At 73.0% G+C, this 19,014-nt stretch carries 20 protein-coding genes, 1 tRNA gene and 1 other RNA gene; 13 read left to right on the top strand and 9 right to left on the bottom strand.

Annotated elements, in window-relative coordinates; translation table 11 throughout:
- Positions 1–7: 7 nt before the first annotated feature.
- Positions 8–1,111 (bottom strand): NADH-quinone oxidoreductase subunit D, encoded by a 1,104-nt coding sequence (locus tag ACI3ET_RS14185; protein ID WP_405033763.1) that lies wholly within the window; start codon positions 1,109–1,111, stop codon positions 8–10.
- Positions 1,112–1,190: 79 nt separating this feature from the next.
- Positions 1,191–2,171: an SAM-dependent methyltransferase gene (locus tag ACI3ET_RS14180; RefSeq protein WP_405033718.1), complete on the bottom strand. Its 981-nt coding sequence runs from the start codon at positions 2,169–2,171 to the stop codon at positions 1,191–1,193.
- Positions 2,172–2,189: 18 nt separating this feature from the next.
- Here ACI3ET_RS14180 and ACI3ET_RS14175 point away from each other — a divergent pair, with 18 nt between their 5' ends.
- The 6 genes from ACI3ET_RS14175 (at position 2,190) to ACI3ET_RS14150 (ending at position 7,648) form a co-directional block, all read left to right on the top strand.
- Complete coding sequence (locus ACI3ET_RS14175; protein WP_405033717.1) at positions 2,190–3,305, top strand: calcium/sodium antiporter; 1,116 nt, start codon at positions 2,190–2,192, stop codon at positions 3,303–3,305.
- Between the two features lie 49 nt (positions 3,306–3,354).
- Entirely contained in the window at positions 3,355–4,944 is a 1,590-nt protein-coding gene (locus ACI3ET_RS14170; protein WP_405033716.1) for an AlkA N-terminal domain-containing protein, read from the top strand.
- The gene (locus tag ACI3ET_RS14165) at positions 4,941–5,450 is read left to right on the top strand and encodes a methylated-DNA--[protein]-cysteine S-methyltransferase (protein ID WP_405033715.1); all 510 of its coding nucleotides are present in this window, start codon (positions 4,941–4,943) and stop codon (positions 5,448–5,450) included. The genes ACI3ET_RS14170 and ACI3ET_RS14165 overlap by 4 nt, the downstream gene beginning before the upstream one ends.
- Before the next feature lie 112 nt (positions 5,451–5,562).
- Positions 5,563–6,987: a lysine--tRNA ligase gene (lysS, locus tag ACI3ET_RS14160; RefSeq protein WP_405033762.1), complete on the top strand. Its 1,425-nt coding sequence runs from the start codon at positions 5,563–5,565 to the stop codon at positions 6,985–6,987.
- Complete coding sequence (locus ACI3ET_RS14155) at positions 6,984–7,175, top strand: hypothetical protein (protein WP_405033714.1); 192 nt, start codon at positions 6,984–6,986, stop codon at positions 7,173–7,175. The genes lysS and ACI3ET_RS14155 overlap by 4 nt, the downstream gene beginning before the upstream one ends.
- A gap of 134 nt (positions 7,176–7,309) precedes the next feature.
- Complete coding sequence (locus tag ACI3ET_RS14150; RefSeq protein ID WP_405033713.1) at positions 7,310–7,648, top strand: histone-like nucleoid-structuring protein Lsr2; 339 nt, start codon at positions 7,310–7,312, stop codon at positions 7,646–7,648.
- A 149-nt stretch (positions 7,649–7,797) separates the two neighbouring features.
- On the opposite strand, the gene ligD is transcribed toward ACI3ET_RS14150, so the two are convergent.
- Entirely contained in the window at positions 7,798–8,646 is an 849-nt protein-coding gene (gene ligD / locus ACI3ET_RS14145) for a non-homologous end-joining DNA ligase (RefSeq protein ID WP_405033712.1), read from the bottom strand.
- The gene (locus tag ACI3ET_RS14140) at positions 8,643–9,626 is read right to left on the bottom strand and encodes an ATP-dependent DNA ligase (RefSeq protein WP_405033711.1); all 984 of its coding nucleotides are present in this window, start codon (positions 9,624–9,626) and stop codon (positions 8,643–8,645) included. Before ACI3ET_RS14140 ends, ligD begins: the two co-directional genes overlap by 4 nt.
- A gap of 17 nt (positions 9,627–9,643) precedes the next feature.
- On the opposite strand from ACI3ET_RS14140, the gene ku reads away from it, so the two are divergent.
- Positions 9,644–10,561, top strand: coding sequence for a non-homologous end joining protein Ku (gene ku / locus ACI3ET_RS14135; RefSeq protein ID WP_405033710.1), 918 nt, complete (start codon positions 9,644–9,646; stop codon positions 10,559–10,561).
- A 2-nt stretch (positions 10,562–10,563) separates the two neighbouring features.
- On the opposite strand, the gene ACI3ET_RS14130 is transcribed toward ku, so the two are convergent.
- The 4 genes from ACI3ET_RS14130 to ACI3ET_RS14115 form a co-directional block, all read right to left on the bottom strand.
- Positions 10,564–11,214 carry a hypothetical protein gene (locus ACI3ET_RS14130; protein ID WP_405033709.1) on the bottom strand — a complete coding sequence of 217 codons (651 nt, stop codon included), beginning with the start codon at positions 11,212–11,214 and terminating at the stop codon, positions 10,564–10,566.
- A 31-nt stretch (positions 11,215–11,245) separates the two neighbouring features.
- Positions 11,246–11,342: signal recognition particle sRNA small type (gene ffs, locus ACI3ET_RS14125), an RNA gene on the bottom strand.
- A gap of 111 nt (positions 11,343–11,453) precedes the next feature.
- A tRNA-Ser gene (locus tag ACI3ET_RS14120) sits at positions 11,454–11,543 on the bottom strand.
- Between the two features lie 60 nt (positions 11,544–11,603).
- Positions 11,604–12,653 carry a zinc-dependent alcohol dehydrogenase family protein gene (locus tag ACI3ET_RS14115; protein ID WP_405033708.1) on the bottom strand — a complete coding sequence of 350 codons (1,050 nt, stop codon included), beginning with the start codon at positions 12,651–12,653 and terminating at the stop codon, positions 11,604–11,606.
- A 113-nt stretch (positions 12,654–12,766) separates the two neighbouring features.
- On the opposite strand from ACI3ET_RS14115, the gene ACI3ET_RS14110 reads away from it, so the two are divergent.
- The 3 genes from ACI3ET_RS14110 (at position 12,767) to ACI3ET_RS14100 (ending at position 15,142) form a co-directional block, all read left to right on the top strand.
- Entirely contained in the window at positions 12,767–14,002 is a 1,236-nt protein-coding gene (locus ACI3ET_RS14110; protein WP_405033707.1) for an arginine deiminase, read from the top strand.
- Positions 14,003–14,047: 45 nt separating this feature from the next.
- The gene (locus tag ACI3ET_RS14105) at positions 14,048–14,443 is read left to right on the top strand and encodes a sterol carrier family protein (protein ID WP_405033706.1); all 396 of its coding nucleotides are present in this window, start codon (positions 14,048–14,050) and stop codon (positions 14,441–14,443) included.
- Between the two features lie 258 nt (positions 14,444–14,701).
- A complete protein-coding gene (locus ACI3ET_RS14100) occupies positions 14,702–15,142 on the top strand; it encodes a hypothetical protein (protein ID WP_405033705.1) in 441 nt (146 codons plus the stop codon).
- On the opposite strand, the gene ACI3ET_RS14095 is transcribed toward ACI3ET_RS14100, so the two are convergent.
- Positions 15,064–16,005, bottom strand: a complete 942-nt coding sequence (locus ACI3ET_RS14095) for a response regulator transcription factor (protein ID WP_405033704.1) — start codon at positions 16,003–16,005, stop codon at positions 15,064–15,066. The two genes, ACI3ET_RS14100 and ACI3ET_RS14095, sit on opposite strands and share 79 nt — an antisense overlap.
- Before the next feature lie 131 nt (positions 16,006–16,136).
- On the opposite strand from ACI3ET_RS14095, the gene ACI3ET_RS14090 reads away from it, so the two are divergent.
- The 3 genes from ACI3ET_RS14090 to purF all read left to right on the top strand — a co-directional run bounded on the left by ACI3ET_RS14090 (position 16,137) and on the right by purF (position 18,903).
- On the top strand, positions 16,137–17,039 hold the full coding sequence (locus ACI3ET_RS14090; RefSeq protein WP_405033703.1) for an LLM class flavin-dependent oxidoreductase: 903 nt from the start codon (positions 16,137–16,139) through the stop codon (positions 17,037–17,039).
- Between the two features lie 14 nt (positions 17,040–17,053).
- Complete coding sequence (locus ACI3ET_RS14085) at positions 17,054–17,311, top strand: hypothetical protein (RefSeq protein ID WP_405033702.1); 258 nt, start codon at positions 17,054–17,056, stop codon at positions 17,309–17,311.
- A gap of 89 nt (positions 17,312–17,400) precedes the next feature.
- Positions 17,401–18,903, top strand: a complete 1,503-nt coding sequence (gene purF, locus ACI3ET_RS14080) for an amidophosphoribosyltransferase (protein WP_405033701.1) — start codon at positions 17,401–17,403, stop codon at positions 18,901–18,903.
- Positions 18,904–19,014 lie beyond the last annotated feature (111 nt).

The following is a 19,014-nucleotide window of genomic DNA, read 5'->3' as shown; positions in this document are numbered from 1 at the left end:
CCTCGCGCTACTTGTCGACGTCGCCGACGACGAAGAACATCGAGCCCAGGATGGCGACCATGTCGGCCACCACCGTCCCGGGCAGCATGTCGCGCAGCACCTGCACGTTGTTGAACGACGCCGACCGCAGCTTGAGCCGGTGCGGGGCCTTGTCCCCCCGGCTGACGAGGTAGTAGCCGTTGAGCCCCAGCGGGTTCTCGGTCTGCAGGTAGTGCGCGCCCTCGGGCACCTTGAGGACCTTCGGCAGCTTGGTGGCGTAGGGCCCGGGGCCGAGCTCGCGCAGCCGTTCGGTGCAGGCGCGCGCCAGGTCCAGCGAGACGTGCACCTGCTCGGCCAGCACCTCCAGGCGGGCGTAGCAGTCGCCGGCGTCCCGGGTCACGACCCGGCCTGGCCCGTCGTCGCCGAAGAGCTCGCCGTAGGCGAGGTAGGGCTCGTCGCGTCGCAGGTCGAGGTCGAGCCCCGAGGCCCGCGCGATCGGGCCGCTCACGCCGTACCCCAGCACCTGCTCGAGGTCGAGCACCCCGACGCCGCGGGTGCGGGCGTGGACGATCTCGTTGCCGATGACCATGCCCTCGAGCTCGGGCATCCGGCCCCGGACCGTCTCCACGGCGGCGTCGACCCGGTCCAGCCACCCCTCGGGCAGGTCGTGCAGGAGCCCTCCGACGCGCGTGGCCATGTAGTGCATGCGACCGCCGGAGAACTCCTCCATCACCGCCTGCAGCTCCTCGCGCTCGCGGAAGGAGTAGAACATCGGGGTGATCGCGCCCAGCTCCAGGGGGTAGGAGCCGAGGAACATCAGGTGGTTGAGCACCCGTCCCAGCTCGGAGAGCAGGGTGCGGGCCCAGGTGGCGCGCTCGGGCACCTCCATGCCCAGCAGGTGCTCGGCGGCGAGCGCGACACCGACCTCGTTGTTGAACGCGGAGAGCCAGTCGTGCCGGTTGGCCAGCACGATGATCTGACGGTAGTCGCGGACCTCGAAGAGCTTCTCCGCCCCCCGGTGCATGTAGCCGATGACCGGCTCGGCGGCGACGATCCGCTCGCCGTCCACGGTGACGCGCAGCCGGAGCACGCCGTGCGTGGCCGGGTGCTGCGGGCCGATGTTGAGCACCATCTCGGTGGTGCTCAGCCCGCCCACGCCGCTGCCGGCGCCGAGGGTCACGTCCAGGTCGCGGGTGCTCACCCGGCCCACCCTACTGACGCGTCGTGACGACCCACCGGAAGCTGCCCAGGCCGCCGGGCGCGGCGAGCACGCCCAGGGCGGCGCGCTGCGCGAGAGCCTGGAGGTATGCCGTGGGGTCCCGTCGCGCGAGGTCGTGCGGGACGGGCCGGGGGTCGGCTGCGTCGGGCAGCAGGTGCAGGAGGGCGGTGCGCTGGTCCGTGACGTCGCAGCGGTCCACCGGGTGGACCGTCCTCAGGTGCGCGACGAGGCTGTCGACCGCCACGTGCGCGGTGAGGTCGCAGGACCCGTCGGGCACCGGCGGGACCTGCCGTCCGGAGCGGAACCCGGTGAGGGTGCCGTCGGCGGGTCGCGTGCCGCGCTCGTGCCCGTAGTCCACGACGAGCAGCACCCCGCTGTCCAGGCGGCCGAGCAGGTCGGCGGCCGCCAGGTCCCGGGGAAGGCCGACCTCGGCCCGTCGCACGTCCGCGCCGACCCAGGTCTCCAGCCAGCCGAGGGCCTCGCCCTCGACCACCCCACCGGGGTGCTCCGTCCCGTCGGGCGCGACGGTGACCGCACGCCATACTCCTCGGGTGTCGCGCCCGACCACGGGGCAGGGGACGACGTCGAGCCACTCGTGGGCCACGACGAGGGTGTTCCTCAGGTGCTCCAGCCCCTCCGGGAGGGCTGCCCCGCCGGGGGAGACGTGCCAGGCGTCGACGAGCAGGTCGGCGGGCCGGCCGACGACGTCGACGCCGGCCAGGTGGAGGCCGGGGTCGAGCCGGCGCAGCTCGGCGAGCAGCTCCCCGCGTCCGGCCCCGACGTCGACGACGCGGTCGCAGCCGTGCCGGCGGGCCAGCTCGGCGACCGCCAGGGCGAGCACCGCACCGGCCGCGGGGACGCCCTGGGTCGAGGTGGTGAAGTGGCCGGAGGGGGCGTGGTGGCGGTAGAACCCGTCCGGGCCGTAGAGCGCGTCCCGCCACGCCTGCTCCCACGGCTGCCGGTCGGGGTGCATGCCCTAGTGTGCCTGCTCGTGGAGCCCCTTGACGTCGGTCGTGTCCTCGTCGGTCTCGTGCTGCTGGTGGGTGGTGGTGAGCTGCTCGTGCGGGGTGCCTCGGCGCTGGCGAGCCGGGCCGGGATCTCGCCGCTGGTCGTGGGGCTCACCGTGGTCGCGTTCGCCACCTCGGCCCCCGAGCTGGCCGTCACCGTCGACGCGGTGCTCGGCGGCCAGACCGACCTCGCGATCGGCAACGTCGTCGGGTCCAACATCGCGAACGTGCTGCTGATCCTGGGCATCTCGGCGGTGGTCGTCCCCCTGGTCGTGCACACCCAGGTGGTGCGGGTGGACGTCCCGGTCATGGTCGGGCTGTCCGGGCTGGCGCTGCTCCTGGCCCTCGACGGGTCGCTGGGCCGCCTCGACGGTCTGCTGCTGCTCTCGCTGCTCGTGGCCCACTCCGTCCTCGCGGTCGTGGTGAGCCGGCGGGACGCGGACGAGCCGGCGACGGCCAGGGCGTCCCGCGGGCCCGGCGTCGTCGTGTCGGTCGTGCTCGTCGCCGTCGGCGTCGCGCTGCTGGTCCTGGGCGCCCGGCTGCTCGTCGCGGGCGCGGTGAGCATCGCGACCGCGCTGGGCGTCAGCGGGCTGGTCGTCGGTCTCACCGTCGTGGCCGTCGGCACCTCGCTGCCCGAGCTGGCGACCTCGATCATCGCCGCGCTGCGGGGGGAGCGGGACATGGCCGTCGGCAACATCGTCGGCAGCTGCATCTTCAACATCGGGGTGGTCCTGGGGCTGCCGGCCCTCCTCGTCCCCGGAGGGGAGGGGCTGGAGGTGCCCGGCGCGGCGCTCGCGCTCGACATCCCGCTGATGATCGCCGCCGCCGTGGCCCTGGCGCCGGTGGCGTTCACCGGGTTCACGGTGGCCCGGTGGGAGGGGACCCTGTTCGTGCTGCTGTATGCGGCCTACGTCGGGTACGTCGTGCTGGACGCCACCGGCCACGACGCCCTCGAGGGCTTCTCCCTGGCGATGGCGGTGTTCGTGCTGCCGCTGGTCGGGGTCGCGCTCGTGGCCACCACGTCGTACGAGCTGGGGCGGTGGGCCCAGCGCCGCGAGCTGGCCGGTGGCGGACGCTCGTCGGGCGGGGCTGCACCGTGATGTCGTTTTCCTGCTAGACCATGCCGGGTCGGTGGCGGAGGATGGGGACATGAGCACGGTCCCCCAGCACACCGACCACGTCGCCTGCGCGGCGGCGGTGCGCAGCAGGGACCCCCGTTTCGACGGCTGCTTCGTCACCGGGGTGCTCACGACGCGCATCTACTGCCGCCCCAGCTGTCCGGCGATGACGCCGCGCAGCGACCACATGCGGTTCTTCCCGACGGCCGCCGCGGCGCAGGGGGCCGGGTTCCGCGCCTGCAAGCGCTGCCGTCCCGACGCCACGCCGGGCTCGCCCCAGTGGCACGTGCGCGGCGACCTCGTGGCCCGGGCGGTGCGGCTGGTCGACGACGGGGTCGTGGAGCGCGAGGGGGTCCCCGGCCTGGCGTCGCGGCTCGGCTACTCCACCCGCCAGCTCCAGCGGCTGACGCTCGCGGAGCTGGGGGCCGCGCCGCTGGCGCTGGCCCGCGCCCGCCGCGCCCAGACCGCGCGGATCCTCGTCGAGACCACCGACCTGCCGATGGCCGACGTCGCGTTCGCCGCCGGCTTCGCGAGCATCAGGTCGTTCAACGACACCGTCCGCACGGTTTTCGCGACCACGCCCAGGCAGCTGCGCGAGCAGGCCGGGCGCACGGGGGACGGCGCCGGACCGGCGCGGGCACGGCACACACCCGGGGCGCCGGGGTCGTCGGTCAGCCCCGTCCCGGTCAACCTCCGGCTGCCGCTGCGCACGCCGTTCCACGCCCCCAGCCTCTTCGGCCACCTCGTGGCCACCGCCGTGCCGGGCGTGGAGGAGTGGGGGGACGGACGGCTGCACCTCGCGCTGCGACTGCCGCACGGACCCGCCACCGCGCACCTGAGCCCGCCGACCGACCAGCGGCACCTGGCGGCCACCCTGCGGCTCACCGACCTGCGTGACCTGACCGCGGCCATCGGGCGCTGCCGCTCGCTGCTCGACCTGGACGCGGACCCCGTGGCGGTCGATGCGGACCTGAGCGCCGACCCGGGGCTGGCGCCGCTCGTCACCCAGGCCCCAGGCGTGCGGATCCCGGGCGGCACCGACCCGCACGCCCTTGCGCTGCGGGTGGTGCTGGGGCAGCAGGTGTCCACCGCAGCCGCCCGCACCCACGCCGCCCGCCTGACGCGGGTCCTCGGCGAGCCGCTGCCCGGACCGCTGCGCCACCACGGGCTGACGCACCAGTTCCCCACCGCCCACGCCGTCGCCGAGGCCCCGGAGGACGCGCTGCCGGCGCTGCCGGCCAGCCGACGGCGAACGCTGCGGTCGCTGGCCGTCGCGCTCGCCGAGGGCACCGTGCGTCTGGACCCGGGCGCCGACCGTGCCGACGCCCGGGCGGCCCTGCTCGAGCTGCCCGGCGTCGGTCCGTGGACCACCGAGATGATCCTGCTGCGCGCGCTCGGGGACCCGGACGCGTGGCCGGGCTCGGACCTCGGGGTCCGGTCCGCCGCCACCGCGGCCGGGCTGCCCGGGGACGTCCGGACGCTCGAGTGGCGCGCGAGCGGGTGGCGGCCCTGGCGGGGCTACGCGGCAGCGCTCCTCTGGGCCTCCTCCGACCACGCCGCCGCAGGCACCGGCCTGCGGCTCGACCACCCCGAAAGACCCCTGCTGAGAGAGCGACCATGAGCATCACCTACCTCCTCACCGACAGTCCTGTCGGGCCCCTGCGCCTCGTCAGCGACGGCGAGCACCTGACCGGACTCTTCTTCGCCGAGCACCGCCACGCCCCCGAGCGGGCCGGGACGGAGGTCGGGCTCGGGGAGGCTCCGGCCGTCCTGCGGGAGGCGGTCGTCCAGCTCGCCGACTACTTCGCCGGGCGCCGTACCGACTTCGACCTGCCGCTGGCCGCCGAGGGCACGCCGTTCCAGCAGCGGGTCTGGGCGCTGCTGAGGCAGATCCCCTACGGCCGGACCCGCTCCTACGGCCAGCTCGCCGCCGAGCTCGGCCAGCCGGGGGCGTCCCGGGCGGTCGGGCTCGCCAACGGACGCAACCCGCTGTCGATCGTGGTGCCCTGCCACCGCGTCGTCGGGGCCGACGGGTCGCTGACCGGCTACGGCGGCGGGGCGGAGCGCAAGCGTGCCCTGCTGGACCTGGAGCGCGGCAGAGCGTCCGTCGGGGACCAGCTCTTCTAGGACCGGCGGATACCCTGTCCCGGTGACCGACACCGCACCGCCTCCTGCCCCCGAGGCCCACGAGGCCGACGTCCCCGAGCAGGTCCGGGTCCGCCAGGGCAAGCGTGAGGCCATGCTGGCCGCCGGTGTGCAGCCCTACCCGGAGACGGTGCCGCTGACGCACACGATCGGGCAGGTGCGCGCGTCGTGGGAGCACCTGGCGGCGGGCGAGGAGACCCAGGAGACCGTCGGCCTCGCCGGGCGCGTGGTCTTCGTCCGCAACACCGGCAAGCTCTGCTTCGCCACCCTGCAGGCCGGGAACGGCACCCGCCTCCAGGCGATGCTCTCCCTGGCCGAGGTCGGCGAGGAGCTGCTGGCCAGGTGGAAGGCCTGGGTCGACCTCGGCGACCACGTCTTCGTCCACGGACGGGTGATCTCCTCCCGGCGCGGCGAGCTCTCCGTGATGGCCGACGAGTGGCGGATGGCCTCCAAGGCGCTGCGGCCGCTCCCGGTCCTGCACAAGGACCTGTCCGAGGAGCAGCGGGTGCGGCAGCGCTACGTCGACCTCGTGGTGCGCGACGAGGCGCGGCAGATGGTGCTCGACCGGGCCGCGGTGACGCGCGCGGTGCGTGCCGTGCTCGAGGACGAGGGCTACGTCGAGGTCGAGACGCCCGTGCTGCAGTCGTTGCACGGCGGCGCCGCCGCGCGCCCGTTCACGACCCACCTCAACGCCTTCGACATGCCGATGACCCTGCGCATCGCCCTCGAGCTGCACCTCAAGCGAGCCGTCGTGGGCGGGATAGAGCGTGTCTACGAGATGGGCCGGATCTTCCGCAACGAGGGGATCGACTCCTCGCACAGCCCGGAATTCACGATGCTCGAGTGCTATCAGGCCTACGGCGACCAGTTCACGATGGCCGACCTGATGCAACGGATGATTTGTGCGGCCGCCGACGCGGTCGGCTCACGGCAGCTCCAGACCTCCCACGGGGTGATCGACCTGGACGGGGAATGGCGTTGGCTGCCCTTCTACCAAGGTCTTTCCGAGGCCGTCGGGAATGTTATCGACGTCACCACAGAACGGAGCGTCCTCGTGGCGCTCGCGCACGAGCACGGAGTGCCCGTGAAGGCGGAGTGGAATGCCGGCAAGATCGCCATGGAGATCTTCGGCGACGTGGTCGAGCCGACCCTGGTCCAGCCGACCTTCGTCTGCGACTATCCCGAGATCGCCCAGCCGCTCGCCCGGCAGCACCGCACGCACGACGGTCTGGTCGAGGCGTGGGACCTCATCATCGGGGGCGTGGAGCGGGGCACCGCCTTCACCGAGCTCGTCGACCCGGAGGTCCAGCGTGTCCGGCTCACCGAGCAGTCGCTGCTGGCGGCCGGCGGGGACGTGGAGGCGATGCAGCTCGACGAGGACTTCCTCCGGGCCCTGGAGTATGCCGCGCCGCCGATGGGTGGTCTGGGGATGGGCCTGGACCGCGTGCTGATGCTGCTGACAGATGCAGGAATCCGAGAGACCATTCTCTTCCCCTTCCTCAAGCCGGAGACGTCATGACGGGCTTTCTGCAGGACGGGTGGATGGTGCTCGCCGCGCTCCTGCCCTCGATGGGTCTTCTCTTTCTCTTCTGGGTGATCCTCAAGCACGTCATCGAGGGCGACCGCAGAGAGCGTGCCGCCTTGCGGAGGTGGGAGGCGGAGCAGGACGCCAAAGAGCGGGCGGCTGACGATTCGTCGGCACCCTGAGAAGTGATCTGCCGCACGTCGGGAAATTCCCTGTGGACAAGACTTCCGTCGGCGACCTCGGAGCGGTATTGTTTCTGGATGTGCGGTAATCCGTGTTTCGCACACCCAGCGACAACCCCCTAGTAGGAGCATCCATGGTTCAGCGTGTGCAGGTTATTCTCGAGGACGACTTGTCAGGTGGCTCGGCATCCGAGACCGTCGAGTTCGCGCTCGACGGCGTGACGTACGAGATCGACCTGAACGACGACAACGCGGCGAAGCTGCGCGAGACCCTCGCGCCGTGGATCGCGGAGTCCCGGCGTTCCGGCGGGCGTCGTCAGACGCGCCGTCGCACGCAGGGCAGCGGCAGCGCCAGCCCCAAGTCCGACGACCTCGCACAGATGCGCGAGTGGGGCCGCGACAACGGCTTCAAGGTCAGCTCCCGGGGGCGCGTCTCCCAGGAGCTGCAGGACGCCTACGCGGCGGCCCACTGACCTCTGCCGCATCTGCTGTGCCGGCCGCTCGTGGCCGCCACAGTCTCGACCACTCGCACGGGCCGACCCCTCGGGGCGGCCCGTGCGGTGCGTCCCGGGTCGTCCGGTCCGGGGGGCGGCAGGCCGGCAGGCCCCCGTCCGGCGGGCTCTCAGACTTCGGCGATCGTGCGCTGGGTCAGCGGTTCCTCGCCGGCTGCGGCGGCCTCCACCTCGGCCCACCGGCGTGGCAGCGCCACCTGCGGACGGTCGCGGCCGCGCAGCGACCAGGGGCAGACGGTGGTCTTGGCCCCGTTGTTCTGGCTCCAGTCGAGGAAGACCTTGCCCGGGCGCAGCGCCTTCGTCATCTTCGCTGTGACCAGGTCGGGTCGCTCCTGCGCCAGGTGCTCGGCCAGCGACCTCGCCACCGCGCTCACCTCGTCGGCGGTCCGGGTGCCCTCCAGATCGGCATACAGCTGCATGCCCTTGGACCCGCTGGTCACGGGTCGGGTGCGCAGTCCCACCGCCTCGAGGCGCTCCCGCACGAGCAGCGCGACCTCGGCGCACTCGGCCAGCCCCGCGCCCGGCCCCGGGTCAAGGTCCACGACGAGGCGGTCCGGGGGCAGGGGGTCGCCCTCCGCTCCGACCCGCCACTGCGGCACGTGCAGCTCGAGGCTGCCGAGGTTGACCAGGTAGACCAGCGCGGCCAGGTCGGTCACCAGCGGGAACGTGATGGTCTCACGCCCCCGCGAGGAGCCGGGCGTGGGCACCGTGACCCGGGGCAGCCAGTCGGGCGCGCCGGGCGGCAGGTTCTTCTCGAAGAAGTGGGCGGCGGCGACGCCCTCCGGCCAGCGGATCCGGGTCACCGGCCGGTCGGCGAGCTCGGGCAGGATCTGGTCGGCGTGCGTGACGTAGTAGGTGAGCACCTCGCCCTTGGTGGTGCCGGTGGCGGGGTAGAGCACCTTGTCGAGGTTGGTCACCCGCAGGGTGCGGCCGGCGACCGACACGGACTGGCTGGTCACAGCTCCTCCAGGAGGTCGTCCGGGGTCAGGTCGGTGCGCACGCCCTGGTAGGACGGCTGACGCAGCCGTCCGACACCGGGCGTGATGCCCAGGGAGGCGACGTCGACCACGACCTGGGGCTCCAGCCAGGTCGACCCTGCCGCCTCCGGACGCGGGATCTGCGTGGTGAAGGGGTATGGCGCGACCGGCACCGCGGCGAGCAGCGCCTGCAGCCGGGAGCCGGCCCGACCGGCGAGCCCGCTGCCCACCCGACCGAGGTAGGTCAGCCGCACCCGGCCCGCTTCGTCGCGGGCCGCCCGGCCCGAGCCGTCGTCGACCGGGAGGCCGACGTGGACGGCGCCCAGCCGCCCCGCCGTGCCCGTCTGCACCCGCCACCCGCCGACGACGACGCTGAGGTGGTCCCGGTGCGGGAACTTCAGCCAGTCGGCGGAGCGCACCCCCGCCTGGTAGGTGGACGATCGTCGCTTGCTCACCACCCCCTCCAGGCCCTGCTCCGACGTCGCGGCCAGCAGTTGCCGGCCGTCGTCGTAGACGGGTGAGACCTGCACGCCCGGCACGTCGTGCAGCAGGTCCTCGAGCGCGGCCCGGCGCACGGACCACGGCAGCCCCGCGAGCTCCATACCGTCCAGGCGGAGCAGGTCGAAGGCGAGGTAGGTGACCGGGCGGGTGCGGGCCAGGTGGTCCGCGACCGTCGTGGAGGTGGTGTGCACGCGGTCCACCACGTGGCTGAAGGAGGGCCGCCCACCGGTCATCACGACGGCCTCGCCGTCGAGCAGCAGGTCGTCCGCGACCCGCGCCAGCCCGCGCAGCTCGGGCAGCGCCACGGCGATGTCGCGCTCCCCCCGGGTGAGCAGCCGGAGCCGGTGGTCACGGACGTCTGCGAGCAGCCGGATCCCGTCCCACTTGATCTCGTGGGCCCACGCCGGCCCGGCGGGCGGGCCGGTGGCCTGGTCGCCGTGGGTGGCGAGCATGGGGCGCATGGGTCCATCCTTGGTCAATGCGAGCCATCTGGAAGGGTGCGGTGTCGTTCGGGCTGGTCAACGTCCCGGTGCGACTCTACTCAGCGACCGAGAACCACGACCTGAGCTTCCACCAGGTGCGGGCCAGCGACGGCAGCCGGATCAAGTACAAGAGGGTCGCGCAGGCCGACGGCGAGGAGGTCGCCTACAAGGAGATCGCCAAGGCCTACGAGACCGAGGACGGCAAGACCGTCATCCTCACCGAGGAGGACCTCGCCTCCCTGCCGAACAGGTCCAGCAAGGAGATCGCGGTCGAGCGGTTCGTGCCCGTCGCCCAGATCGACCCCATGCTCTACGACAAGGCCTACTACATCGAGCCCGACGCGATGGGGGCCAAGGCCTACGGGCTGCTGCGCGAGGCCCTGCGCGAGTCCGAGCGCGTCGCGGTCGTCACCGTCTCGGTGCGCACCCGGATGACGATGGCGGTGCTGCGCGTCGTCGAGGACGCCATCGTCCTGCAGACCCTGCTGTGGCCCGACGAGATCCGAGACTCCTCCCAGCTGGACCACCTCGACGAGGTGAGCGAGCCGAAGGAGGCCGAGGTCGCGATGGCCCGGATGCTCATCGACTCGATGTCCGGCGACTTCGAGCCCGAGGGGCACGTCGACGACTTCAAGGAGGCCGTCGAGGCGCTCGTGCAGAACAAGATCGCGGGGGGCGACGTCACCGAGTCCCCCGACGCGGAGGAGGAGGCCGACTCCGGCGAGGTCGTCGACCTGCTGGCGGCCCTCCAGCGCTCGGTCGACCGGGCCAAGGCTGGTCGCGGGGAGGGGGCCGGGACGACGCCCGCCAAGACGACGCCCGCCACGACGACGCCCGCCAAGAAGACGGCCGAGAAGAAGACTCCTGAGAAGAAGACGGCCGAGAAGAAGACGGCGGCCAAGAAGGCCGGCTGACCTCAGGGAGCCGTCGTCGTCGCGGCGTCCTCCGCGAGCGCGGCCTGGGGGCTGCACCCAAGACCCTGGTCGAGGCTGCGCGCCGCCTCGCCCAGGGTCGCGCGCAGCGCGTCGGTCGCGTCCTCGCCGGTCTCCGCCAGCGACTCCGCGACCAGCGTGTAGGGGATGCGGTCGTCAGACCGTGCGGCGACGGGCGCGGTGCACAGGGTCAGGCCGGTCACCAGGCCGGGCGACAGGAAGGAGACCCCGAGGTAGGCAGGGCCGGGCTCCGCGCCGTCTGCCGACTCCGCCCTCGCGCGGGCGGCGTCCCGATACTCCTCGCCGAGGAGGACGGAGACGGTCAGAATCGTCTCCTGCTCACCGGCCCCGCCGACAAGCACCTGGCAGACCCAGCCCTCCGCGTCGTCCTGGACCACGAGCTCACGCACCGTCGTCGGCTCCTCACCGGCGACGGCGGAGACGGCGTCCGGGCTGGCGTACTGGCACATCCAGCCGTTCGTGCCTGGCCCGCCCTCCAGGCCGTCGTCGGTGGTGGTCCCCCCGGAGGAGGTCGCCTCGTCGGTGGACGGGGTCGGGGTGGGCTCCTCGGAGGTGCAGGCGGTGAGGCCGAGGACGGCCACGAGGGCGGTGGCGGTGAGGGTGCTGCTGCGCATGGGGCGTCATCGTAGGTGGTCACCCTGGGGTGCAGAGAACCCCTCGCGCACCTGGAAGAGCTCACCTGCCCTTGCTGCATTCCTGCCCTGGGGGAGTTCAGTGAGGTACCACCGCACGAGGGGTCCGGGGTCAGTCTAGGCGGTGGTGCCGGGCAGGTCCAAGCCTGGTCCCCACCGGCGAGCGATCGGCACGCGGGCACGACGAAGGGCCCCCGACCAGGTCGGGGGCCCTTCGAGGGTGGCGGAGGATGCGGGATTTGAACCCGCGAGGGGTTTCATCCCCAACACGATTTCCAATCGTGCGCACTAGGCCACTATGCGAATCCTCCGCCGCAGAGAATACCCGAGTCGGCGGGTGGTCCCTAACGCGTCGGCCCTCGCCGTCGGCGTCAGGGCGTGAGCATGACCTTGATCGCGCGCCGCTCGTCCATGGCGGCGTAGCCCTCGGCGACCTCCTCCAGGGGGAGCGTGAGGTCGAACACCAGGCCCGGGTCGATCTCGCCGGCGAGCACGTCGTCCCGGAGCTGCTCCAGGTAGTGCCGCACCGGCGCGACCCCGCCGGCCAGGGCGACGTTGCTGCGGAACATCTGGCCGATGGGGACCTCGACGCCGTGCGGCACGCCGACGAAGCCGACGGTCCCGCCCGGCCGGGTGGAGTCGAAGGCCTGCTTCATCGACTCGCCGGTGCCCACGCACTCCAGCACGCGGTCGGCCCCCAGCCCGTCGGTGAGCTCGCGGATGCGCTCGGCCCCCTCCGGGCCCCGCTCGACGACCACGTCGGTGGCGCCGAAGTCGCGGGCGACCGCCTGCCGGGTCTCGTGCCGCGACATCGCCACGACCCGTCCGGCCCCCAGCCGTGCGGCGGCCAGCACGGCCGACAGCCCGACCGCACCGTCGCCGACGACCACCACGGTCTCGCCCTCCCGGACACCCGCGGACACCGCGCAGTGCCAGCCGGTAGCCATCACGTCCGACAGCGAGAGCATCGAGGGGAGCATGGACGCGTCCGGCACCTCGGGGGTGGCGACGAGCGTCCCGTCGGCGTAGGGCACGCGCACGATCTCGGCCTGGGTCGCCGGTGTCGGCTCCCCGTCGCCGTCGAGGCCGCCCCACCCCTCGCCGCCCAGGACGCAGGAGGTCTGCACCCCGAGCCGGCACGGCGCGCACTCGCCACAGGAGTAGCGGAACGGCGCGATGACGAACTGGCCGGGACGCACCGTCCGCACGTCGGCCCCGACCTCCTCCACGATGCCGACGAACTCGTGCCCGATGGCACGCGGCTCCTTCACCTCGTTGATGCCGCGGTAGGGCCACAGGTCCGACCCGCACACGCAGGTCGCGGTGACGCGGACCAGGGCGTCGGTGGGGCGCAGGAGGACGGGGTCCGGGACCTGCTCGAGTCGGATGTCGCCAGGGGCGTGCAGGATGGTGGCTCGCATGGGCCCCATCCTGCCAGCGCTCTCGTCCCTGCCGGGGCAGGTGGTGGCGTGCGAGGATGGAGCGCACCCTGCGCGACCGACAGGGACCCCGCTGCAGGAAGGACCGTGAGGGTATGCCGTTCCACGTCGGTTCCGAGGTGGGTCGCCTGCGCGAGGTGATCGTCCACCGTCCGGGTCTGGAGATGCACCGCCTCACCCCGGACAACAAGGAGCAGTACCTCTTCGACGAGATCCTGTGGGTCGAGAAGGCGCAGGAGGAGCACGACCATTTCGTGAAGGTCATGGAGGACCGCGGGGTCGTCGTGCACCACTTCGACCAGCTGCTGCGCGAGACCCTCGCGATCCCGCAGGCGCGCAACCAGGTCCTCGACCACTCCCTCGACGAGCGCCACGTCGGCCCGCTCGGGGCGGAGGAGCTGCGCACGATGTTCGAGGGCATGGACGACGCCCAGCTGGCCCGGCACCTGGTCGGGGGGATCACCAAGACCGAGGTGCTCGACCGCATCCCTCACCCGCAGTCCCTGACCATCGAGCAGCTGGACCCGCACGACTCCGTCCTGGCCCCCCTGCCCAACCATCTGTTCACCCGCGACACCTCGGCGTGGGTCTACGGCGGCGTCGCGGTGAACGCGATGCACAAGAAGGCCCGTCGGCGGGAGACGGTGCACTACAACGCGATCTACCGCTACCACCCCCTGTTCGCCGACGCCGACGTGCAGTGGTGGACCGAGGGGGTCGACGACGGGCCGGCGACGGCGGAGGGCGGCGACATCCTCGTCCTCGGCAACGGCGTCGTGCTCGTCGGGCTGTCCGAGCGGACGACCGCGATGGGTGTCGAGCGGCTGGCCCGCAAGCTCCTCGCCTCCGACCAGGCGACGACGATCATCGCTCTCGACATGCCCAAGGCGCGCTCGGTGATGCACCTCGACACCGTGATGACGATGGTCGACCAGGAGACGTTCACCCGCTACCTCGGCCTGCCCGACCTGCCGTCGTGGTCGATGACGGCCGGGGACGAGACCGTTGGCGTGGTCGACGTCGTCATCGAGCGCCACGACCCCGAGGACATGATGAAGGTCGTCGCGCACGCGCTCGGTGTGCCGAGGCTGCGGGTCCTCGCCGCCGACCAGGACCCCCGGGCCGCCGCGCGCGAGCAGTGGGACGACGGGTGCAACGTGCTGGCCGTCGAGCCCGGCGTGATCATCGGCTACGAGCGCAACACGGTGACCAACGACTACCTGCGGTCCCAGGGCGTGGAGGTGCTGGAGATCGCCGGGTCCGAGCTCGGCCGTGGCCGCGGAGGACCCCGCTGCATGTCCTGCCCGGTCCTGCGCGACCCCCTCGACTGACACCCACCTCCCCCCTCGACACCCGCCGACCGACACCACCGCCCCGTGCCCCCTCGTCGCCGCGTTGATCTCGCCTCCGGGGAGGAGGCCCTGGGGGTATGGCGTGCGGCGCTGGTCGAGGGGCAGGGCTTCTCGGCGGCGGGCGTGGCGGCCGTCGACCGGCGCACGGTCGCGACGGCGGTGCGCTACACCCTCGAGGAGCTCGCCACCCGCGCCCCCGGGCGGTCGGTCGAGGTGAGGGTGCCGCCGTACGCCGCCGTGCAGTGCATCGAGGGGCCGCGCCACACGCGGGGGACACCCACCAACGTGATCGAGACCGACCCCCAGACGTGGCTCGCCCTGGCCACCGGTGCGCTGTCGTGGGTCGAGGCGGTGGCCTCCGGGGCGGTGCGGGCGTCCGGCCAGCGCGCCGACCTCACGCCTCACCTGCCGGTGGTCTGAGGGTCGCTTCCTCGCCTCCTCGCGTCCGGCGCACCCCCCTGGCGCACTGCCGCCGCCGCGTGCGCGCCGTGGGAGCTCCGCTGCACGGAGGATCTGGGCTGCCCCGACGACCCAGGACCTCCGCAAGGACTCGGACGCTCCGCAGTGTGCGCGCGGTCCCGAAGATACGCACCAGTGCGTATGGCGTGCACCGGGTCCACGCAGCCACGCTGGTGCGGGGTGCTCCGTCGGGGGCACACGACATCGAAGGAGATGACCATGGGTGCACGTCTGCGTCACCGCGCCGTCAGCGCTCTCGCAGCCGGGGCGACGCTGTCGCTGCTGGGGTCCACGGCGGCGTCGGCCCACCACTGCTACAAGGTGGACTGGCAGGAGCGGGCCTACGAGAACCTGGCAAGGAGCGGGACGGCCTGGATGGCCGTCAGCGACCTGGCGATCATGTTCATGGTCGCACCGGGCGAGGACGGGTGCGCGGCCGTCGTCGACGACGCCGTCGCCGCGTGGGTGACCTCCGAGGGCTTCGACCAGGAACCGCCCATCCACAGCAAGGCGACGATCGGCTCCGGAGCGTTCTACAAGAAGGGCAAGGCCCCACCGCCGATCACCTACCTCAGCGACGCTCAGTTCGAGAGCCTCATCGGAGAGTACGTCCTCCCGGCGATGGTGGCAGCAGAGTGCACGCTGCCACCGGAGGAGTAGGCGCGGACGGCGACGGGTCCAGCGTGCGCCTCCGGGGCCGGCAGGGTGACGACCGGCACCGGCACCGGCACCGGCACCGGCACCGGCACCGGCACCAGCCCCAGCTGCTGGGCAGCGAGAACGGCCGAGAGCCGGTCGACCGCGCCAAGCTTGCGGTAGAGGTGCTCCTGATGCTTGTGGACGGTGCGCGGGGAGATGGCCAGACGGGTCGCGATCCCGACCGCCGTGCGCCCCTGCGCCAGCATCGTGAGGATGATCCGCTCGCGGGCGGTCAGGGACGGGCACGAGGGGTCACGAGGGCGCTGCGCCCGGCCGAGCAGCGCAGGGGACAGCCCGGCCAGGAGCCCCAGGTGCCGGTCGGCACCCACGATCGTCGGCATCGCCGACGCGACCCGTTCGACGACACGTGGTCCGAGGTCGTGCTCGGCGACGATGACCCAGCCCAGCCAGGTCCCCGTCCGCAGGACGGCTGAGCTGTCCACCGTCGGCACGGTCATCTGGTGCTCGGTCAGGTGCAGCCGGTCGATCTCCTCGCGGTCGCTGTCGTCGAGACGCCAGCCGTGGGACTCGACGTCCCGGAGCACGGCGGGCAGCAGGCATCCGGTGGCCCGGTGGAAACGGCTCAGCGGGTGCTCCCGCAGCAGGTCCGGTCCCGGCCACTCCGAGGGCGGAGGCAGCTCGATGCGCAGGACGGGCATGACCTCTGCCACGTCACCCACAGCCGCCCCGAGGCGGACGCGCAGAGCCACGACGGCCCCGGTCACCTCCAGCAGCCAGTCGCCCAGCACACCCGCGGCCGCGGGCACGTCCTGCGCGTTCAGCATCTGGACCGCCAGGTCGGCGGGTGTGGGAAGAGCGACCACCCGGAGCTCCTTCGCACCGATCGAGCCGCGCGGCTGGCAGCGCGTCGATGGCTGTCGCGAGACTACTCCCGGCGGCGGTCCAGGGCGAGGGAGAAAGGGCGTCCGGGGTAGGCAGCGGCTACGGTGGCCCGGTGAGGATCGGTGTCGTCATCCTGCCCGAGCACCCGTGGCGGGAGGCCGCGCCGCTGTGGCGGGCGGCCGAGGAGCTGGGGCTGGCGCACGCCTGGACCTACGACCACCTGGTCTGGGGCGGACTGCCAGACGCGCCCTGGCACTCCACGGTCGCCACGCTCGCCGCCGCCGCGGCGGTCACCGAGCGGGTCCGGCTCGGGACGTGGGTGAGCTCGCCGAACTTCCGCCACCCGCTCCTGCTGGCCAAGGACGCCGTGACGATCGACGACGTGTCCGGCGGCCGCTTCCTGCTCGGGCTCGGTGCCGGGGGCGACCGGGACAGCGAGATCCTCGGCGCCCGGCACACCCGCGCCGAGCGGACGCGCCGGCTGCAGGAGTTCGTGCCGCTGCTCGACCGGTTGCTCACCCAGGAGCACGTCGACCACGCCGGCGAGTTCTTCACGACCGTCGACGCGCGGGGGCTGCCGGGGTGCGTGCAGCAGCCCCGGGTGCCCTTCGTCGTCGCGGCCAACGGGCCGCGAGCGATGCGGCTGGCGGCGAGGTATGGAGAGGGCTGGGTCACCACCGGCGCCGCCGCTGGTCCGGCCGGGCTGGGGGACGACCCGTCCGGCGAGGTGGTCGAGGGGTGGTGGGCGGGGCTTGCGCAGTCCGCCGCACGCATGGACGAGCACGAGGACGAGCTGGGCCGTGGCACGGCGGGGAGGCCACGTCTGGACCGCTATCTCTCGCTCGACTCGGCCGGGGCGCCGACCCTGACCGGCCTGGGACTCGCGGAGGAGCGGCTCGGGCGGGCGGAGGAGCTGGGCTTCACCGACGTGGTGGTCCACTGGCCACGGCCGCAGCCGCCCTACGCCGGGAACCTCGCGGTGCTCGAGGAGCTGGCCGCCCGCGTCCGCACGTGAGGGATACTGGACGGGTGCCAGACGACCCCCGCGAGACGACCAGCACCCCCGGCCCCGGACGCGCACCGGTCCGCCGTCGCCCCGACCTCCGCCGCTTCCTCGGCGTCGGGCTCGTCGTCGGGGCCGTCCTCGGCGGCATCTACGGCTACTACAGCCCGGACGCCACCTCGAGCTCGCTGGGCCAGGAGGTCGTGATGATGGCCGCGGTCGCCGCGCTCCTGGGCCTGCTCCTCGCCTCGGTCGCCTACCTGGTCGCCGACCGGCGTTCCTGAGCCTCGCCCCACGACCGCTCCAGCGAGTCGGGTCCGCTGGCCCGCCCGACGGCATACCCCCCGGGTGTGCCTGTGGGAGGATGGATGCTGTGGCACGCGCTGACGGACGGCTCTCGCACGACCTCCTGCCCGACGAGCGCCTTCCCCAGGACGCCTGCGGGGTCTTCGGGGTCTGGGCGCCCGGTGAAGAGGTCGCGAAGCTCACCTACTTCGGCCTCTACGCGCTGCAGCACCGCGGCCAGGAGGCGGCGGGCATCGCCACCAGCGACGGCCAGCGGCTCGTCGTCTACAAGGACATCGGCCTGGTCAGCCAGGTCTTCGACGAGTCGGCGCTCGCCTCCCTGCCCGGGCACCTCGCGGTCGGCCACTGCCGCTACTCCACGACCGGCCGCAACTCCTGGGAGAACGCGCAGCCCACGCTCGGCGGCACCGCCGACAACACGGTTGCGCTGACCCACAACGGGAACCTCACCAACACCTCGGCGCTGCGCGACCTGCTCGCCGAGGCCTACGGCGGCGACCTGTCGACGCAGGGCGGCGAGGTCGGGCGCGGCAACACCACCGACACCGCCGTCGTCACCGGCCTGCTGACCGCCGACGAGGACCTGCCGCTGGAGGAGGCTGCGGTGCGCGTGCTGCCCCTCCTGCGCGGCGCGTTCAGCCTCGTCTTCTGCGACGAGACCACGCTGTATGCCGCTCGCGACCCCCAGGGGGTCCGTCCCCTGGTCCTGGGTCGGCTGGAGCGCGGCTGGGTGGTGGCCTCGGAGACCGCGGCGCTCGACATCGTCGGCGCCTCCGTGGTGCGCGAGGTCGAGCCCGGTGAGCTGATCGCCGTCGACGAGAACGGTCTGCGCAGCCGCCGGTTCGCCGAGCCGGCGCCCAAGCGCTGCGTCTTCGAGTGGGTCTACCTCGCCCGTCCCGACACGAAGATCGCCGGCCGGGAGGTCTACGACTCGCGGGTCGAGATGGGCCGCCAGCTCGCGCGCGAGCACCCTGTCGAGGCGGACATGGTGATGCCGACGCCGGAGTCCGGGACCCCCGCCGCGATCGGGTACGCCGAGGCCTCCGGGATCCCCTACGGCCAGGGTCTGGTCAAGAACGCCTACGTGGGGCGCACCTTCATCGCCCCCAGCCAGACCATCCGGCAGCTTGGCATCCGGCTCAAGCTCAACCCGCTGCGCGACGTGATCAAGGGCAAGCGGCTCATCGTGGTCGACGACTCGATCGTGCGCGGCAACACCCAGCGGGCGCTGGTCCGCATGCTGCGCGAGGCTGGGGCGGCCGAGGTGCACGTGCGCATCTCCTCCCCACCGGTGCGCTGGCCCTGCTTCTACGGCATCGACTTCGCCACCCGGGCCGAGCTGATCGCCACCGGCCTGGACACCGACTCGATCCGCGCCTCGATCGGGGCCGACTCGCTGGGCTACATCAGCGAGGAGGGCATGGTGGAGGCCACCCACCAGACGCCGGACACGCTGTGCACCGCGTGCTTCTCGGGGGTCTACCCCATCGAGGTGCCGAGCGCGGACAAGCGCGGCAAGGACGTCCTCGAGCTGCCGCTCGAGGACGTCCTGCCCGTCCTGCGCGCCTGACGTCCGCGTAAACCCCTGGCGCCGGGCAGCGTGCGGGGAGGACGCTCGTGACATGGACATCCACCACGTCGATCCCGACGGCGACCTCGTCCCCCGGCTCGCGCGGCTGGG

Source organism: Ornithinimicrobium jinqii, assembly GCF_045032595.1.
In the GTDB taxonomy this organism is placed as follows: Bacteria; Actinomycetota; Actinomycetes; order Actinomycetales; family Dermatophilaceae; genus Ornithinicoccus.
This window is presented reverse-complemented; position numbering and strand designations above follow the sequence as displayed.

What these genes read in the sequence shown, in the direction of transcription:
- ACI3ET_RS14140 (WP_405033711.1), bottom strand. Translation starts at nt 9,626, where the DNA reads ATGCGCCCCATGCTCGCCACCCACGGCGACCAGGCCACCGGCCCGCCC.
- ACI3ET_RS14155 (WP_405033714.1), top strand. Translation starts at nt 6,984, where the DNA reads ATGACGGGCTTTCTGCAGGACGGGTGGATGGTGCTCGCCGCGCTCCTG.
- ACI3ET_RS14110 (WP_405033707.1), top strand. Translation starts at nt 12,767, where the DNA reads ATGCCGTTCCACGTCGGTTCCGAGGTGGGTCGCCTGCGCGAGGTGATC.
- ACI3ET_RS14185 (WP_405033763.1), bottom strand. Translation starts at nt 1,111, where the DNA reads ATGGTGCTCAACATCGGCCCGCAGCACCCGGCCACGCACGGCGTGCTC.
- ACI3ET_RS14170 (WP_405033716.1), top strand. Translation starts at nt 3,355, where the DNA reads ATGAGCACGGTCCCCCAGCACACCGACCACGTCGCCTGCGCGGCGGCG.
- lysS (WP_405033762.1), top strand. Translation starts at nt 5,563, where the DNA reads ATGCTGGCCGCCGGTGTGCAGCCCTACCCGGAGACGGTGCCGCTGACG.
- ACI3ET_RS14100 (WP_405033705.1), top strand. Translation starts at nt 14,702, where the DNA reads ATGGGTGCACGTCTGCGTCACCGCGCCGTCAGCGCTCTCGCAGCCGGG.
- ACI3ET_RS14180 (WP_405033718.1), bottom strand. Translation starts at nt 2,171, where the DNA reads ATGCACCCCGACCGGCAGCCGTGGGAGCAGGCGTGGCGGGACGCGCTC.
- ACI3ET_RS14130 (WP_405033709.1), bottom strand. Translation starts at nt 11,214, where the DNA reads ATGCGCAGCAGCACCCTCACCGCCACCGCCCTCGTGGCCGTCCTCGGC.
- ACI3ET_RS14165 (WP_405033715.1), top strand. Translation starts at nt 4,941, where the DNA reads ATGAGCATCACCTACCTCCTCACCGACAGTCCTGTCGGGCCCCTGCGC.
- ACI3ET_RS14150 (WP_405033713.1), top strand. Translation starts at nt 7,310, where the DNA reads ATGGTTCAGCGTGTGCAGGTTATTCTCGAGGACGACTTGTCAGGTGGC.
- ku (WP_405033710.1), top strand. Translation starts at nt 9,644, where the DNA reads ATGCGAGCCATCTGGAAGGGTGCGGTGTCGTTCGGGCTGGTCAACGTC.
- ACI3ET_RS14115 (WP_405033708.1), bottom strand. Translation starts at nt 12,653, where the DNA reads ATGCGAGCCACCATCCTGCACGCCCCTGGCGACATCCGACTCGAGCAG.